This is a genomic window from Variovorax stachyos, assembly GCF_051400855.1.
In the GTDB taxonomy this organism is placed as follows: domain Bacteria; phylum Pseudomonadota; class Gammaproteobacteria; order Burkholderiales; family Burkholderiaceae_C; genus Variovorax.
This window is the reverse complement of sequence record NZ_JBLFFN010000002.1, coordinates 144149-160679: the sequence shown is the minus strand read 5'-3', so window position 1 is coordinate 160679 and position 16531 is coordinate 144149. Positions and strand designations below refer to the sequence as shown.

Below are 16531 nucleotides of genomic sequence, written 5' to 3'. Positions count from 1 at the left end.
CGCCCGATGGCGCTGCTCAGGCAGCCGCCGCCTTCGCGGCCGCGACCTGGGCCGCCACTTCGGCGGCAAAGTCGTCGACCTTCTTCTCGATGCCCTCGCCGACGACGTAGAGCGTGAAGCTCTTGATCGAGGTGTTGGCGGCCTTGAGCATCTGCTCCACGGTCTGCTTGTCGTTCTTCACGAAGGGCTGGTTGTGCAGCGAAACCTCCTTGAGGTACTTCTGCACGCCGCCTTCGATGCGCTTGGCGACGATGTCGGCGGGCTGCGGCTGCTTGCCGGCCGCCTCGGCCGCCTTGCGGTCTTCCTCGGCCTTGCCGGCGGCCACGGCGCGTTCTTTCTCGATCAGTTCGGCCGGCACGTCCGAGCTCGCGATCGAGACCGGCTTCATGGCGGCGATGTGCATCGCCACGTCCTTGGCTGCGGTGTCGTCGCCCTCGAACTCGACCATCACGCCGATGCGCGTGCCGTGCAGGTAGGAGGCGAGCTTGCCGTTGCCGGCGAAGCGCTTGAAGCGGCGGAAGCTCATGTTTTCGCCGATCTTGCCGATCAGGCCCTTTCGCACGTCTTCCAGCGTCGGGCCGAAGCTGTCCTGCTCGTAGGGCAGCGCGGCCAGCGCGGCCAGGTCGGTCGGGTTGTGCTTGGCGACCAGCATCGCCGCCGCGTTGGCCAGTGCGAGGAAGCTGTCGTTCTTCGAAACGAAGTCGGTTTCGCAGTTGATCTCGATCATGGCGCCCACGCCGCCTTCGACATAGGCTGCGACCACGCCCTCGGCCGTGATACGGCTGGAAGCCTTGCCGGCCTTGTTGCCCAGCTTGATGCGCAGCAGCTCTTCGGCCTTTTCCATGTTGCCGTCGGCCTCGGTCAGGGCCTTCTTGCATTCCATCATCGGGGCGTCGGTCTTTGCGCGCAGTTCGCCGACCATGCTTGCGGTGATTGTTGCCATCTGGTTTCTCCGTTCGGTTTAGCAGTTGCGGCGGCCCGCACCGGGCGCCGCGAAAATCAAGTTAAAAAAAAGGGGCATCGAAGCCCCTTCTTCAGGCGCTTGCGAGCGCGAATCAGGCCGAAGCGCCCTCTTCGACTTCGACGAATTCATCGGAATTGCCCTCGGCCACGGCCTTGACCACATCGCTGGCGGCGCTGGAACGGCCTTCGATGATTGCATCGGCGATGCCGCGAGCGTACAGCGTGACAGCCTTCGACGAGTCGTCGTTGCCCGGGATCACGTAGTCGATGCCCTCGGGCGAGTGGTTGGAGTCCACCACGCCGATCAGCGGGATGCCCAGCTTCTTGGCCTCGGCCACCGCGATCTTGTGGAAGCCCACGTCGATCACGAAGATGGCGTCGGGCAGCGCATTCATGTCCTGGATGCCGCCGATGTCCTTCTCGAGCTTCTCGATCTCGCGAGTGAAGGTCAACTGCTCTTTCTTGCTGAGGTTGTCGAGGCCGGCTTCCTGCTGGGCCTTCATGTCCTTCAAGCGCTTGATGGAGGTCTTGACGGTCTTGAAGTTGGTCAGCATGCCGCCGAGCCAGCGGGTGTCGACGTAGGGCACGCCGGCGCGGCGCGCCTCGGCTGCCACGATTTCACGGGCCTGGCGCTTGGTACCGACCATCAGGATGGTGCCGCGGTTGGCGGTGAGCTGCTTGGCGTACTTCATCGCTTCCTGGAACATCGGAAGCGTTTTTTCCAGGTTGATGATGTGGATCTTGTTGCGATGGCCGAAGATGTACGGTGCCATCTTGGGGTTCCAGAAGCGCGTCTGGTGACCGAAATGGACACCGGCTTCCAGCATTTCGCGCATGGTCGTCGACATAGGAATAACTCCAAAGGTTGGGTCTAAAATCCAGCCCGTTTTGCGATCCTCTCGCGAGGACTGCAACACCTCGAATGGGCTGGTTTGCGGATTTGTTTTGCGCTGGGAAAAGACCCAGAGTGAAACCCGCAGAGTATAGCACCCACCACTCTTCTCCCCCTTCTCCGCGGCCCTCCACACCATGCGCCCTGACCTGCACGCCACCCGCCTTTCCCTGCTGGCCGGCACCTCGGACGCGCGCAGCGAGATGGAGCACTCCCTCGCCGCCGCCACCTCCCCGGCCTGCGAGCATGTCTTCACCCGGCCGCTGTTCGACGAAGCGCGCCAGGCAGCGGCGGCGGCACGGCCCGCACAACCCCTGGCCGGCCTGGCCTTTTCAGCCAAGGACCTGTTCGATCTCGCCGGCCAGCCCACGCCGGCCGGCTCTGTGGTGCTGGCCCACGCACCGTCGGCCAAGGCCGACGCGCCGGCCGTGGCCCGCCTGCGCGCTGCCGGCGGCGCGCTGATCGGCCGCACCAACATGACCGAGTTCGCTTTTTCGGGAGTGGGCGTCAATCCGCATCACGGCACACCCGTCAATTCGTGCGATGCGACGACGCAGCGCATTCCCGGCGGCTCCTCCTCGGGCGCCGCGATCTCCGTGGCCAGCGGCGCAGCCTTCATCGGGCTAGGGTCCGACACCGGCGGCTCGATCCGCATCCCGGCGGCGCTTAATGGAATCGTGGGTTTCAAGAGCACCGCGCGGCTGGTGCCGACCGAAGGCGCCCTGCCGCTGTCGACCACGCTGGACACGGTCTGCGCCATGACGCGCTCGGTGCGCGACGCCATTGCTGCCCACGAGATCCTGGCCGCACGCCGCGTGACCGCCGGCACGGCGCCGCTTTCCGCCTACCGGCTCGCGGTGGTCAAGGACCTGTTCTTCGACGAGATCGAGCCCGCCGTGGCCTACGCCTTCGAGCGTACGATGCGCAGCCTGCGCGCCGCCGGCGCCCGTATCGAGGAGATTGCCCTGCCCGAGCTGGCCGACCTTCGGTCGATCAATGCCACCGGCGGCTTCTCCGCCGCCGAAGCCTATGCCTGGCACCGGCTGCTGCTGGAGCGCAGCGGCGCCGGCTACGACCCGCGCGTGGCTCAGCGCATCATCAAGGGCGCGACCATGAAGGCGCACGAATACATCGAACTCATCCATGCGCGCCGCGGCTGGATCGCCCGCATGGAAGCCGCTCTAGCCCCCTTCGACGCCCTGCTGTCGCCCACCGTGCCGCTGGTCGCGCCGCCGCTGGCCGAGGTGGCTCCGGGCGCGGAGCGCGACGAGGCCTTCTTCCGCGTCAACACACTGCTGCTGCGCAACCCGTCAGTGGTCAACATGCTCGACGGCTGCGCTCTCTCGCTGCCCTGCCATGCCGAGGGCGAGTTGCCCGTCGGCCTCATGCTCTGGCATGCCGCGCTGCATGACGATGCGGTGCTGGCGGTCTCGGTGCAGGTGGAACGCGAGTTGAAGGCGATCCGTCAGGGCCTCGAGCGGGCGCCGCCTCTCATCACATCTCAAAGAACCGAATGAAGATCGCGATCGTGGGCGCCGGCATCATCGGCGTCACCACCGCCTGGGAACTGGCCTCGGACGGACATGAAGTCATGGTTTTCGAGCGCCGCGGCGCCGCCGCCGAGGAATCCAGCTTCGCCAATGCCGGCGTGGTGGCGCCCGGCTACGTCACGCCGTGGGCTGCCCCGGGGATGCGCGTCAAGGTGCTGCGCTCGCTGCTCTCCGCGCACGGCGCCGTCAAGCTGCGCTGGCCGCTCACCGGCCGCGACCTCGCCTGGATGGCGCGTTGGCAGCGCGCCTGCCAGCTCGAAACCTACCTGGCCAACCGCGCGCGCATGCAGCGCCTGGCGTTCTACAGCCGCACCCGGCTGCACGAGATCACCGAGGCGCGCGAGCTCAGCTACGAACGCAGCAATGGCTACCTGGTGCTGATGCGGTCCAAGCGCGAGAAGAAGCTGATCCAGGCCGGCCTCGAGGTGCTCCGGCAGGCCGGCAGCAGCTTCCGCGAGGTGGACGCCGACGAGGCGCGCCGGATCGAACCCGCGCTCAGCACCGAGACCGCGTTGGCGGGCGCCATCCATCTGCCCGACGACGAGGTAGCCAACTGTCGCCAGTTCGCCCTGCTGCTCAAGTGGGAGGCCGAGGCGCTGGGCGCCCAGTTCCACTTCAACTGCGACCTCGCACCGCTCAGCCGCGCCGCGCCCACCGAGCTACGGCTGGCCAGCGGCTCCGAGGGCCACCACTTCGACGCCGTCGTGATATGCGCCGGGGTGGCATCGGCCGAGCTGCTGCGGCCACTCGGCCTTCGCATCCCGGTCGCGCCGGTCTACGGTCATTCCATCAGCGCCAACATCCGCGAGCCGCTCAACGCCCCCCGCAGTGCCGTGATGGACGAGCGCTACAAGGTCGCCATCTCCCGCCTGGGCCTGCGTGTGCGCGTTGCGGGCAGCGCCGAACTCGGCGGCTCGCTGGACAGCCTTCATCCCGACGCGCTGCGGACGCTCTACAAGGTGCTCCAGGACTGGTTTCCGGGTGCCGTCACGCTACAGGCAGGCGTCCAGCAATGGAAGGGCGCGCGGCCGATGCTTCCAGACGGCCCGCCCATCATCGGGCCGAGCGGCGTCCCGGGCGTCTGGCTCAACCTTGGGCACGGCTCCAGCGGCTGGGCACTGTCCTGCGGCAGCGCGCGGGTGCTGGCGGACCTGATGGGAGGCCGCGACCCGGGCATCGATCTCGAGGGGCTGGGCATCGAGCGTTTGCTGCAACATTAGGGGCCATCCGGATCGGAGCGCCCCGCCATGCAACGCATCACCGCCGCCACCGCCGCCCCGCTGTTCGATATCGCAGCCTCGCGCCGGATCGAACAGGCCGTGGCGGCCGCCCTGCCCCCGCATACGCTGATGCAGCGAGCCGGCCTTGCGGTCGCGCGGCTCGCAATGGCGACGGTGCCGCACGCGCGCACGATCTGGATCGCCTGCGGCCCTGGCAACAACGGGGGCGACGGCCTCGAGGCGGCGGCTCAATTGCAGCACCGTGGCTTCGCACCGGTCGTCACCCGCATCGGCAATGACGCCCGCCTGCCGCCCGACGCGGCCGCCTCGCTGCAACGTGCGCGTGATGCCGGGGTGCAGTTCGTAGACGCGCCACCGGCGCATGCCGATCTGGTCATCGACGCCCTGCTCGGCCTCGGCGGCGCGCGCTCGCCCGAAGGGCCCATGGCCGACTGGCTGCGGCGCATGCACGCCGGCCCGGCCCCCGTGTTCAGCGTGGACACGCCTTCGGGCCTGAATGCCGATACAGGCGTGCTGGCGCTGGACTTCCTCGCTCCTGCTGCGGTCGGGGTCCGCCGCCTGTGCCTCAGCCTGCTGACGCTCAAGCCCGGCCTTTTTACGGGGCAAGGGCGGGACGCCGCCGGCGAGCTGTGGTTCGACGACCTGGACGCGATGCCGGGTACCGAACGGCCCACGGCCCGGCTCCCCGGCGAGCCGCAGGCCCTGCCGCGACCGCACACCTCCCACAAGGGAAGCTACGGCGACGTCGCGGTGATCGGCGGCGCTCCCGGGATGGCGGGCGCAGCCCTGCTGGCGGCCACGGCGGCGCTGCATGCGGGCGCGGGCCGCGTTTACGTCGCGCCTCTGGATGCCGCACTCGCGCCGCTCGACACCTCGCGGCCCGAGCTGATGTTCCGGCGACCGGACGCGCTGGACCTGGCGGACATGACCGTGGTCTGCGGCTGCGGCGGCGGCACGGCCGTACGTGATGCGCTGCCGCGGGTGCTCCAGGAAGCGCAGGCGCTGGTGCTCGATGCCGACGCGCTCAATGCCATCGCCGCCGACGCCGCCTTGCAGGGGCTGCTTGCCGCACGCGCCCGCTCGCACCGCCCGACGGTCCTCACGCCCCATCCGCTCGAGGCCGCGCGCCTGCTGGCAATCAAGACAACCGAGGTGCAAGCCGACCGGCTGCGCGCCGCGCAGCAGCTGGCTGAGAGATTCGGCACGACGGTCGTCCTCAAGGGCTCCGGGACCATCGTTGCCGCGGCCGGCGAAGTGCCGGCGATCAACCCGACCGGCAACGCACGACTCGCAACCGCGGGTACCGGCGACGTGCTGGCCGGCATGATCGGCGCCGCACTGGCAGCCGGCCGGCCGCCGACGGCGGCCAGCTGCGAGGCCGTCTGGCGGCACGGCAACCTCGCCGACCACTGGCCTGCCGGCGTGCCGCTCACCGCTGGCGCGCTCGCGCGCACCTGAAGCAAAGGCCTAGCCGCGCCCGACGAAGGGCATTTTGGTCGCCATGACCGTGTGGAACAGCACGTTGGCTTCCAGCGGCAGGTTTGCCATGTACAGCACCGACTGGCCGACGATGGACACGTCCATCACCGGCTCGATCGCGATCTCGCCGTTGGCCTGCGGCACGCCCTTGGTCATCCGCGCGGCCAGCTCGGTCATCGCGTTGCCGACGTCGATCTGGCCCACTGCGATGTCGTGCTTGCGGCCGTCGAGCGAAGCCGTCTTGGTCAGCCCTTCCACCGCATGCTTGGTCGCCGTGTAGGCCATGGAGTTGGGCCGCGGCGCAGTCGCGGAGATCGAACCGTTGTTGATGATGCGGCCGCCGCGCGGCGTCTGCGCCTGCATGGTCCGGAAAGCCTGCTGGATGCAATAGAACATCCCGTTCAGGTTGATGTCGACCACGCCGCGCCACTGCTCCGGCGTCCATTCCTCGAAGGGGCCCGGCGGGTTGCCGACGCCGGCGTTGTTGAACAGCAGATCGACCCGGCCGAAGCGTTCCACCGCGGCGGCGAACAGCGCCTGCACAGACTCGGGATTGGCCACGTCCGTCGGCACGGCGAAAGCGCGCGCACCGGCCCCGGATTCGTCGGCCACCTGCTCCAGCGGCTCCAGCCGACGGCCCGCCAGCACCACGCTCCAGCCGTCGCCCAGCAGCGCCAGCGCGGCGGAGCGGCCGATGCCGGTTCCGGCGCCCGTGACGATCGCAATGCGACTCCTCTTCTCTGCACCCATCTTCGCTTCTCCTTCAACGGCGCGGCTTGCGCCCTTTCATCTTGCTGGCGGCCTTCTTGACGGCCGTACGGAAAGCCTGCATCGCCGACTGCGGCGCCGCGCTGGCAGCATGATCGCCGCGCTCACTGCGATCGCCGCGCTCGGCGGCAGACGGCTCGGGCTTCTTGCGTGCACTGCGCTTGGTCGAGGCCTTGGCGGGCACGCCTCCGGTCGCGAGGCCCTTGTCCTTCAAGGCGCGCGAGCTCAGCTCCTCGCCCTCGCGCACCAGGCGGAAGTCGATCTTTCGGCCATCGAGGTCGACACGGCTCACCTGCACACGCACGCGGGTACCGATGGCGTAGCGGATGCCGGTGCGCTCGCCGCGCAGTTCCTGCCGCTGCTCGTCGAACTTGAAGTATTCGCCGCCGAGCTCGGTGATGTGCACCAGGCCCTCCACGTACATCGCGTCGAGCGTGACGAAGATGCCGAAGGTGGTGGCGGCAGTGACCACGCCGCCGTACTCCTCGCCCAGATGCTCGCGCATGTATTTGCACTTGAGCCAGGCCTCCACGTCGCGGCTGGCTTCGTCGGCGCGCCGCTCGTTGGCGCTGCAGTGCAGGCCCGCCGCCTCCCACGCCAGCACCTCCTTGCTCGGCGCGACCGTGACCTTCTGCGGCTTGGCGGTCGGCGACTTGACCCGCGACGCCAGCCGCTTGGCGAGCTTGGCATGTGCCTCGCCCGGGGTCGGCAGCATTGGCAATTGGTACTTGGTCTTGCCCAGGATGGCCTTGATCACGCGATGCACAAGCAGGTCGGGGTAGCGCCGGATCGGGCTGGTGAAGTGCGTGTAGGCCTCGTAGGCCAGGCCGAAGTGGCCGCTGTTGATCGGTGTGTAGATCGCCTGCTGCATCGAGCGCAGCAGCATGGTGTGGATCTGCTGCGCGTCGGGCCGCTCCTTGGTCGCCTGGGCGATGGCCTGGAACTCGCCGGGCTTGGGGTCGTCCGTGATCGACAGTCCCACGCCCATGGCCTTGAGGTAGCCGCGCAGGATCTCCTTCTTCTCGGGCGTCGGGCCCTCGTGCACGCGGTACAGGCCCGGATGCTTGCCCTCTGCGATGAAGTCGGCGCTGCAGACGTTGGCCGCAAGCATCGCCTCCTCGATCATGCGGTGCGCCTCGTTGCGCGTGCGCGGCACGATCTTCTCGATGCGGCCGGCCTCGTCGCAGATGATCTGCGTCTCGGTGGTCTCGAAGTCGACAGCGCCGCGCTTGCTTCGCTGCGCGAGCAGCGCGCGGTAGACATCGTGCAGGTTGAGCAGGTCCTTCACCCGCTCCTTGCGCTTGGCCGCCTCGGGGCCGCGCGTATTGCCGAGGATCGCGGCCACCTCGGTATAGGTGAAGCGGGCATGGCTCCACATCACTGCCGGATAGAACTGGTACGCGTAGATCTCGCCCTCGGCGGTCACCAGCATGTCGCACACCATGCACAAGCGCTCGACCTCGGGGTTGAGCGAGCACAGGCCGTTGGACAGCTTCTCCGGCAGCATCGGGATCACGCGGCGCGGAAAGTAGACGCTGGTCGCACGGTCATAGGCGTCGATGTCGATGGCGGAGCCGGTGTGCACATAGGCACTGACGTCAGCGATAGCGACCAACAGGCGCCAGCCCTTGCCGCGGCCCACCTTTGCAGGCTCGCAGTACACGGCGTCGTCGAAGTCGCGAGCGTCCTCGCCGTCGATGGTGACGAGCGGAACATCGGTCAGATCGACCCGGTCTTTTTTGTCGATGGCACGCACCTTGTCGGGCAGCGCCTTGGCCTCGGCAAGGCAGGCCTCGGAGAACTCGTGCGGCACGCCGTACTTGCGCACAGCGATCTCGATTTCCATTCCGGGGTCGTCGATCTCGCCGAGCACCTCCTTCACGCGGCCCACGGGCTGGCCGAACAGCGCAGGCGGCTCGGTCAACTGCACGACCACCACCTGGCCCACCTTTGCGGTGCCGGTCGCGCCCTTGGGGATCATCACGTCCTGGCCGTAGCGCTTGTCCTCGGGCGCGACCAGCCAGATGCCGCCTTCGTGCAGCAGCCGGCCGATGATCGGCTGCTCGGGCCGCTCGATGATCTCGACCACGCGACCCTCGGGCCGCCCGCGGCGATCCTGGCGCACAACGCGCGCCTTGACGCGGTCCTTGTGCAGCACCGCGCGCATCTCGTTGGGAGGCAGATAAATGTCGGCTTCGCCATCATCGCGCTGCACAAAACCGTGTCCGTCGCGATGACCCTGCACCGTCCCTTCGACTTCGTCCAGCAGTCCGCCGGAGTGGCTCAAATTTTTGATATATACTCTCTTTCTTTCCTGAAATTCAAAACCTGTTGCAAGGACTTGTTCCGTGCAGCAAGTGGGCCCAGATGGCGGAATTGGTAGACGCACTAGTTTCAGGTACTAGCGAGTAACATCGTGGAGGTTCGAGTCCTCTTCTGGGCACCAAGTTTAGATAATCCCTCTGGACCATCTTCGATTCAAGCCACCGGCCTCCGGTGGCTTTTTTCTTGTCCGTCGAAAACCGCATCAGACGGGCAGCGCGACCAGATCGTGCCCGTCGGCGCCGACGATGCGTGCGCGCGTGAAGTCACCGACCTTCAAGGTCTTGCTGATCTTCTCGGGCGGCAACAGCCGCACGGTGCCGTCGATCTCGGGCGCATCGGCGTAGGTCCGACCCACGCCGCCCTTGCGCCCGAGCCCCGGCGCTGAATCGACCAGGACCTGCATCGTGGCACCGATGCGCCGGCGCAGCTTGGCGATCGACACCGCCTCGGCGACTTCCATGAAGCGCGCGCGGCGCGCCTCTCGCTCCGCCTCCGGCAGCATGCCGGGGATATCGTTGGCGGCTGCTCCCTGGACCGGGCTGTAGGCGAAGCAGCCTGCGCGATCGATCTCGGCCTCGCGGATGAAGTCGAGCAGATGCTCGAACTCCTCTTCCGTCTCCCCGGGGAAACCGGCGATGAAGGTGCTGCGGACGACGAGCTCGGGACACAGCTCGCGCCAGCGCGCGATGCGCTCCAGGTTCTTCTCGCCGCTGGCAGGCCGCTTCATGCGCCGCAGGACCGCCGGATGGCTGTGCTGCAGCGGCACGTCGAGGTAAGGCAGCACCTGACCGCTGGCCATCAACGGGATGACCTCGTCGACGCTGGGATACGGGTACACGTAGTGCAGCCGCACCCAGGCGCCGTAGGGCTCGGCGATCTCACCCAGCGTGCGCACCAGTTCCAGCATGCGCGTCTTGACCGGCTTGCCGTCCCAGAAGCCGGTGCGGTACTTGAGGTCTACGCCGTAGGCCGAGGTGTCCTGGCTGATCACCAGCAGCTCCTTCACGCCACCTTCGAACAAGGCCTTGGCCTCGCTCAGTACGTCGCCAACCGGCCGCGACACGAGGTCGCCGCGCATCGACGGAATGATGCAGAAGGTGCAGCGATGATTGCAGCCCTCGCTGATCTTGAGATAGGCATAGTGCCGCGGCGTCAGCTTCAGGCCTGCGACGCCGAAGGCCTGCGGCACCAGGTCGATGAAGGGGTCGTGCGGCTTGGGCAGATTCGCATGCACCGCGTCCATCACTTCCTGGGTTGCATGGGGGCCGGTGACGGCCAGCACGCTCGGATGCATCTGGCGCACCAGGTTGCCACCCGCCTCACCGGTCTTGGCGCCCAGGCAGCCGGTGACGATCACGCGGCCGTTCTCGGCCAGCGCCTCACCGATGGTGTCGAGGCTTTCCTTGACGGCGTCGTCGATGAAGCCGCAGGTGTTGACGATCACCAGGTCTGCGCCTTCGAAGGTCTTGGAGGTCTGGTAGCCCTCGGCGCTCAGCTGGGTCAGGATCAGCTCGGAGTCCGTGAGTGCCTTGGGACATCCGAGGCTCACGAATCCCACCTTGGGGGTGGCCGGCGCGGCAATGCGTTCAGGGGAGGCTACTTCGCTCATAACCCCCTATTGTCCCTGCTAATGGTCAGTCTGGCCGCCCTGGGGTCGCTTGATGCCGAAGGCACCCAGCACTTGCTCGGTATTCTTCTGCATCTGCTCCTGCATCTGCAGGAACACGTTCTTCGACTGCTCGACGTAGTTGCCCATCAGCCCCTGCAGCATGGGCGACTGCATGGTCATGAAGCGCGCCCACATCTCGGGCGTGAGCGCCTGCGCCTTCTCGGCCAGTTCCGCCTGCACCTCGGTCATGGCCTGGATGTTCTTCTCGAGATAGGGCCCCATGTAGCCTTGCATGGCCTGGCCGTAGAAACGGATGATGTTGGCCAGCACCTGCTCGGTGAACATCGGCGCGCCACCGGCCTCCTCCTCGAGGATGATCTGCAGCAGGATGCTGCGCGTGAGGTCGTCGCCGCTCTTTGCGTCGCGCACCACGAAGGGCGACTTGTCCATCACCAGTTGCTTGACCTCGGCGAGCGTGATGTAGGCGGAGGTTTCCGTGTCGTAGAGCCTGCGGTTGGGATATTTCTTGATCACCCGCTGCGTCGGCTTGTCGCCGGCGGACTTCTTGCTCTGCACTACGGACTCCTTGAGGTTTCGCGTCTTCACGCGCAAACCATTCTAGGGAGCGGTTTTGCTGCACCGCGCCAAGGTTTACCCTGACCGCGCAGCGCCATCAATCCGGAGTGGTCGTGTACTCGGCCCCGCACACCTTGCAGACGGCCGATTCGGGCCTTTCCCCGGTCCCTTCGCGAAAGTGCAGCGGGCTCTTGGTGCCATTGAAGACCCAGCAGCGCGGGCAATGCTCATGGCCCGCCAGCGGCAGGTAGCCGCGTGCGCGCTGCTCGGCGCGCTCCCGCGTGACGGGCGATCCTTGTCGCACCGTTCGGGCGACATCCTCGGCTGCCATCGTGCCGGCGCGGCCGTTGGCGCGGTCGTTGAGCCCGTACACCACGCGCGCGAACTCGAGCGGGGCCTGCCGCAGCAGGGCGGCGAGACGAAGCTCCTCGAGTGCCGGACCGGTCTCAGCCTCTGGCATGGTCATCGTTTCCCTGCGTCGAGTGGTGTGGGGATGGGGCGGTCAAGTTACCACAACTGTCGGCGTATCCGCCAGTCGACGAAGGCAGTAGACCAAGAGGAGGAAGAGCCCCACGAAGCCGCTCAACGATGCACGGCGAACGGCCGAATGCACGAGGCAGCCGCTTGGTTCGGGCGGCTGCTTCGGGCTTCTTGAGGAAGGAATTGGTAGGCGCGATTGGACTCGAACCAACGACCCCCACCATGTCAAGGTGGTGCTCTAACCAGCTGAGCTACGCGCCTGTGAGTGTGTCCGAGAGGCCGGAGTATAGCAGCCCCGCGAGCGTGCTTTTCAGCGGCGGCGCGCGGAACGCACACCGGGCACGGCACTCACCACGCTCAGCACCTGCGCGAGCCGCGCCGCATCGGCGATCTCGACGGTAAAGGTCATCCACGCCGTGCCCTTGACGGACTGCGTCTGCACGCCGATCACGTTCATCTTCTCGCGCGCGAACACATCGGAAATGTCGCGCAGCAGGCCCTGCCGATCGGCGGCCTCCACAGCTACGTCGACTGCATAGACCGACGCCTCCCCGGCGCGCTGCTCGCCCCATTCGACGTCGATGACGCGCTCGGCCTCGCGCGCAGCCATCATGCGGAAGTTGCTGCAGTCGGCGCGATGAATGCTGACGCCGTGGCCGCGCGTCACGAAGCCGCGGATCACGTCGGGCGGCGCCGGCTTGCAGCACTTGGCGAGCTGCGTCATCAGCGAGGAGACGCCGACCACCAGCACGCCACCCTTGCCCCCACTGCCGCCGGCGCGGGCCTTCTTGATGATCACCCCGTCGTCCGGCCCAGGGGCAGGCTCCGGCGGGCGCAGCAGCATCTCGATGTTGCGCAGCGAGAACTCGTCCTTGCCCACCACCTCGAACAGGTGGTCCGCCGACTTGAAGCCCAACTGCGACGCGAGGTCGTCAAGCTTCAGCGCGGTCTTGCCCTCGCGCTGCAGCACCTTTTCGACAGCTTCGCGGCCGCGCGCCACCGTCTCGTGCGTGACCTGCGCGTTGAACCAGGCGCGCACCTTCGCACGTGCGCGATGGCTCGCCAGATAGCCAAGCTCCGCGTTGAGCCAGTCGCGCGAAGGGCCGCCCTCCTTCGTCGCGATGATCTCGACCGTCTGCCCGTTCTGCAGCGGCGTGTTGAGCGGCACCATCGCTCCGTCCACGCGCGCGCCGCGGCAGCGGTGCCCCAGGCTGGTGTGCACCGAGTAGGCGAAATCGACCGCGGTCGCGCCCTGCGGCAACTCGACGATCGCGGCATCGGGTGTCAGGACGTAGATGCGGTCGTCGAACAGGCCCTGCCCCTGCGAGCCGTCCGAGAGGTCGCGCTCCCAAGCCAGCAGTTGCCGAAGCACTGCGATCTTGGCGTCGTACTCGCCGCTCGCCCAGACGCCCGCATAGCCCTTGTGGCCCGCCTCCTTGTAGGCCCAGTGCGCCGCCACGCCGTGCTCGGCGTGGTCGTGCATCTGCTCGGTCCGGATCTGGATCTCGATCGGCTTGCCGGCCTGGCCATTCACGACTTCGCGCACCACCGTGTGCAGCGATTGATAGCCGTTCGGCTTCGGCCGCGCGATGTAGTCGTCGAACTCCTCGGCGATGGGCTGGAAATTGGAATGAACCCAGGCCAGCGCCGCATAGCAATCCTTGACGTCGGCCACCACGACGCGCAACGCCAGGATGTCGAAGACCTGCGCGAAGTCCAGCGCCTTGCCACGCATCTTCTTGACGATGCTGTAGATGTTCTTCGGCCGTCCCTGCACCTTGGCCTTTACGCCCTCGGCGGCCAGTTCGCGCTCCAGCCGCGCGCGCAGCTGCTCGACGTAGCCTTCGCGCTCCACGCGTTTCTCGTCGAGCAGGCGCGCGATCAGCTTGTAGGTCTCGGGCTCCAGGAAACGGAAGGACAGGTCCTCGATCTCCCACTTGACCTGCCAGATGCCGAGCCGGTTCGCCAGCGGCGCGAAGACCTGCAGCGATTCGCGAGCCACGCCTTCCGGCACCGGCTGCTTGCTCGCCGCTGCGTAGCGCAGTGTCTGCAGCCGCGAAGCGAGCCGCAGCATCACGACCCGCAGGTCGCGCGAGAACGCGAGCAGCATCTTGCGCACGTTCTCCGTTTGCGTGCCCGCGCCGTCGGCCAGTTGCGCGCTGGCCGTGACCGAGCGCGCCTGTTTCTGCACATGCACGAGCTTGGTGGTCTCGACCGCGAGCGCCGCGAAGTTGTCGCCGAAGACCTTGGCGATCACCTCCTGCGGCCGGTTCAGGTGCTGGCAGGAATAGACCAGGTAGCTGGCTGCCTGCATCGCCTCCGACCCGCCCATCGCCGCTACGATCGCGGCCACGGCATCGGCATGAGCGAGCGTGTTCTCGCCGGTGTCCAGCGTCTCGTCGGCAATCAGCGGCTCGGCGAAAGCGCGGGCCCGCGCGAGCATGTTCTCCTGCACCGGCGTGCGCTCCGCGGTCGCGGCCGAAAGTGGATAGTCCACCACGGACGCACCGGACATCGACAGGCCGGGTTGTTCGCGCTTCACTCGATCACCCCCTCCCAGGCGGTGCGATGGACGGCAGACTCGATCATGGAACGCAGGCGGGCACGGTGAAGATAATGGGCTCGTTGCATCCTAATTCATCCGGAGATTGACCATCATGCTCAAAGGCAAAACCGCGCTTGTCACGGGGTCCACCAGTGGCATCGGGCTCGGCATCGCGAAGGCGTTGGCGCAACAAGGCGCCAGCATCGTGCTCAACGGTTTCGGCGACACCGACAAGCCGAAGGCCGAGATCGAATCACTGGGCGTGAAGGTCGACTATCACGGCGCCGACATGAGCAAGCCGTCCGAGATCGAAGACATGATGAAGTTCGCGGCCGCCAGGTTCGGCCGCGTCGACATCCTGGTCAACAACGCCGGCATCCAGCACGTCGCGAAGGTCGAGGACTTCCCCGTCGAACGTTGGGACGCTGTGATCGCCATCAATCTCACGAGCGCCTTCCACACCACGCGCCTGGCGGTGCCGGCGATGCGCGAGGCCAACTGGGGCCGCATCGTCAACATCGCTTCCGCGCACGGGCTCGTGGCCTCGGCGCAGAAGTCGGCCTACGTGGCGGCCAAGCACGGGATCGTCGGGCTCACCAAGGCGGTGGCGCTCGAGACGGCCACCACCGGCGTCACGTGCAACGCGATCTGTCCCGGCTGGGTGCTGACGCCACTGGTGCAGAAGCAGATCGACGACCGCTCGGCGCGCGAAGGCATCTCGGTCACGCAGGCCCGGAACGACCTGCTCGGCGAGAAGCAACCTTCGCTGCAATTCACCACGGTGGAGCAGCTGGGTGGGCTCGCGGTCTTCCTGTGCTCGCCGGCCGCCGACCAGGTGCGCGGCGTGGCGTGGCAGGTCGACGGCGGCTGGACGGCACAGTAGAGCGACCGCGGCGATTGCGGCGATTGCGCCGCGCCGGCGTTACCTGAGCTGCACCGATCCCGAGACGTTGACGACCACGCTGGTCTTGCCGGCCTCGACCGGCACCGCCGCGTCGTATGACATCTTCGACGAGGCCTCCGCCGCCATCATGCGCGGCTGCATCGGCGGGCCCTGGTTGGCGTTGACCGACACCTCGCGCAAGGTGTAGCCGCCGAAGCCGAAGTTCTTGGCGAGCTCGGCGGCCTTCTGCTTGAAGTTCTCGATCGCGATCGTCTGCGCCTCGGTCTCGACCTTGGCGCGCTGCTCACGGCTCAGGCCAAAGCCGATGCCGCCGACGGTGAGCGTGGAGATGCGGCCGGCCGTCTGCGTGATGCGCGGAAAGTCCTTCCCCTCCAACACCAGCTCGGTGGTGCCCGACCAGCCGGTGATCTTGCCATCGCGCGTGTAGCGCGGCATCAGGCTGAAGTTGCCGGTGCGCACGTCGAGCAGCCCCGGCTGCGCGTTCTTGCGCGCCTCGGTCAATGCGGCATCCAGGGCGGTCTTCAGCTGGGCTTGCACGGTCGCGGCGTCGGCCGCGTCGCGCGTGGTGCTCAGCGTCATGGAGAGCAGGTCCTGCTGCACCTCGACCGTGCCGGTGGCCGACAACTGGAGCACATTCTGTGGGGGAGCCCAGGGGGTACTCTGGGCAAAGGCGGCGCCGGCGCTCAGCAATGCGGCACAGGCCGCGATCTTCTTGATTTTGTTCAAGGCAAGGGATTCCATCAAAAGAAAAAAGCCGCCATGCCCTCGAGGCCGGGCTCACGGACGTTGGCTGCGCGGTGCCGTCAGCAACGTGCTCTTCGGCACGGGGCTCGGCACCAGGCGCTCGGCCGGCTGCGATTCTGCCGAACGGATCAACTCCGGTCCCAGCTCGGGCCTGGGCTCCGGCCGGGGTACCCACTGCTGACGCACCTGTTGCCGCAGTTCGGCCAGTTCGGCTGGCGTGAGCCGGCGACCTGCGGCAGCCTCTTGGCGCATCACCTCCTCGCGCTTGGCCGCCCGGTGGGCGTCGACCGCATCGCGCATTTCGTTGCGCCGCGGGTCGCTCACCCGAACGAAGCTCCAAGGCTCGGCGGCCGCCGGCAGCGAAGCGCACAGCAGCAGCGCAGCCGTCGACGAGGAAAGAATGAATTTCATGGCGAAGCGTCAGGGTTCGAGCCACTGTGCCACCGCCGCTTATG

The 16531-nt window shown here is 67.3% G+C and carries 14 protein-coding genes and 2 tRNA genes; 5 read left to right on the top strand and 11 right to left on the bottom strand.

The genetic code is table 11. The annotated features are described in order from the left end of the window. Positions 1-16 precede the first annotated feature (16 nt). Both tsf and rpsB read right to left on the bottom strand, forming a co-directional pair. A complete protein-coding gene (gene tsf / locus ACMGEZ_RS03990) occupies positions 17-943 on the bottom strand; it encodes a translation elongation factor Ts (RefSeq protein WP_436820960.1) in 927 nt (308 codons plus the stop codon). Positions 944-1055: 112 nt separating this feature from the next. Continuing rightward, positions 1056-1811, bottom strand: a complete 756-nt coding sequence (rpsB, locus tag ACMGEZ_RS03985) for a 30S ribosomal protein S2 (RefSeq protein WP_436820959.1) — start codon at positions 1809-1811, stop codon at positions 1056-1058. Between the two features lie 181 nt (positions 1812-1992). Here rpsB and ACMGEZ_RS03980 point away from each other — a divergent pair, with 181 nt between their 5' ends. The 3 genes from ACMGEZ_RS03980 to ACMGEZ_RS03970 are packed head-to-tail and all read left to right on the top strand — an operon-like array spanning position 1993 to position 6104. Next, positions 1993-3372 carry an amidase gene (locus ACMGEZ_RS03980; protein ID WP_436820958.1) on the top strand — a complete coding sequence of 460 codons (1380 nt, stop codon included), beginning with the start codon at positions 1993-1995 and terminating at the stop codon, positions 3370-3372. Beyond that, positions 3369-4625 (top strand): D-amino acid dehydrogenase, encoded by a 1257-nt coding sequence (locus tag ACMGEZ_RS03975; RefSeq protein WP_436820957.1) that lies wholly within the window; start codon positions 3369-3371, stop codon positions 4623-4625. Before ACMGEZ_RS03980 ends, ACMGEZ_RS03975 begins: the two co-directional genes overlap by 4 nt. Before the next feature lie 27 nt (positions 4626-4652). Next, positions 4653-6104, top strand: a complete 1452-nt coding sequence (locus tag ACMGEZ_RS03970; RefSeq protein ID WP_436820956.1) for an NAD(P)H-hydrate dehydratase — start codon at positions 4653-4655, stop codon at positions 6102-6104. Positions 6105-6113: 9 nt separating this feature from the next. Here the strand turns inward: ACMGEZ_RS03970 and ACMGEZ_RS03965 are convergent, their stop codons facing one another. After that, on the bottom strand, positions 6114-6875 hold the full coding sequence (locus tag ACMGEZ_RS03965) for an SDR family oxidoreductase (RefSeq protein WP_436820955.1): 762 nt from the start codon (positions 6873-6875) through the stop codon (positions 6114-6116). Between the two features lie 13 nt (positions 6876-6888). Continuing rightward, the gene (gene rnr / locus ACMGEZ_RS03960) at positions 6889-9180 is read right to left on the bottom strand and encodes a ribonuclease R (protein ID WP_436820954.1); all 2292 of its coding nucleotides are present in this window, start codon (positions 9178-9180) and stop codon (positions 6889-6891) included. 74 nt (positions 9181-9254) lie between these two features. Here rnr and ACMGEZ_RS03955 point away from each other — a divergent pair. Then, positions 9255-9339 (top strand) — tRNA-Leu (locus ACMGEZ_RS03955). An 81-nt stretch (positions 9340-9420) separates the two neighbouring features. On the opposite strand, the gene rimO is transcribed toward ACMGEZ_RS03955, so the two are convergent. The 5 genes from rimO to ACMGEZ_RS03930 all read right to left on the bottom strand — a co-directional run bounded on the left by rimO (position 9421) and on the right by ACMGEZ_RS03930 (position 14398). Further along, a complete protein-coding gene (gene rimO / locus ACMGEZ_RS03950; protein WP_436820953.1) occupies positions 9421-10827 on the bottom strand; it encodes a 30S ribosomal protein S12 methylthiotransferase RimO in 1407 nt (468 codons plus the stop codon). Between the two features lie 18 nt (positions 10828-10845). After that, positions 10846-11433 (bottom strand): polyhydroxyalkanoate synthesis repressor PhaR, encoded by a 588-nt coding sequence (gene phaR, locus ACMGEZ_RS03945; protein ID WP_436820952.1) that lies wholly within the window; start codon positions 11431-11433, stop codon positions 10846-10848. Positions 11434-11500: 67 nt separating this feature from the next. Next, the gene (locus tag ACMGEZ_RS03940) at positions 11501-11863 is read right to left on the bottom strand and encodes a hypothetical protein (RefSeq protein WP_436820951.1); all 363 of its coding nucleotides are present in this window, start codon (positions 11861-11863) and stop codon (positions 11501-11503) included. Positions 11864-12067: 204 nt separating this feature from the next. Continuing rightward, positions 12068-12144 (bottom strand) — tRNA-Val (locus ACMGEZ_RS03935). Between the two features lie 49 nt (positions 12145-12193). Further along, positions 12194-14398, bottom strand: a complete 2205-nt coding sequence (locus tag ACMGEZ_RS03930; protein ID WP_436821361.1) for a RelA/SpoT family protein — start codon at positions 14396-14398, stop codon at positions 12194-12196. 142 nt (positions 14399-14540) lie between these two features. Between ACMGEZ_RS03930 and ACMGEZ_RS03925 the strand changes: the two genes are divergently transcribed. Beyond that, positions 14541-15311: a 3-hydroxybutyrate dehydrogenase gene (locus ACMGEZ_RS03925; protein ID WP_436820950.1), complete on the top strand. Its 771-nt coding sequence runs from the start codon at positions 14541-14543 to the stop codon at positions 15309-15311. Between the two features lie 39 nt (positions 15312-15350). On the opposite strand, the gene ACMGEZ_RS03920 is transcribed toward ACMGEZ_RS03925, so the two are convergent. Both ACMGEZ_RS03920 and ACMGEZ_RS03915 read right to left on the bottom strand, forming a co-directional pair. Further along, entirely contained in the window at positions 15351-16073 is a 723-nt protein-coding gene (locus ACMGEZ_RS03920; protein ID WP_436820949.1) for an SIMPL domain-containing protein, read from the bottom strand. Between the two features lie 36 nt (positions 16074-16109). Beyond that, positions 16110-16487, bottom strand: coding sequence for a hypothetical protein (locus tag ACMGEZ_RS03915; RefSeq protein ID WP_436820948.1), 378 nt, complete (start codon positions 16485-16487; stop codon positions 16110-16112). Between the last annotated feature and the right edge of the window lie 44 nt (positions 16488-16531).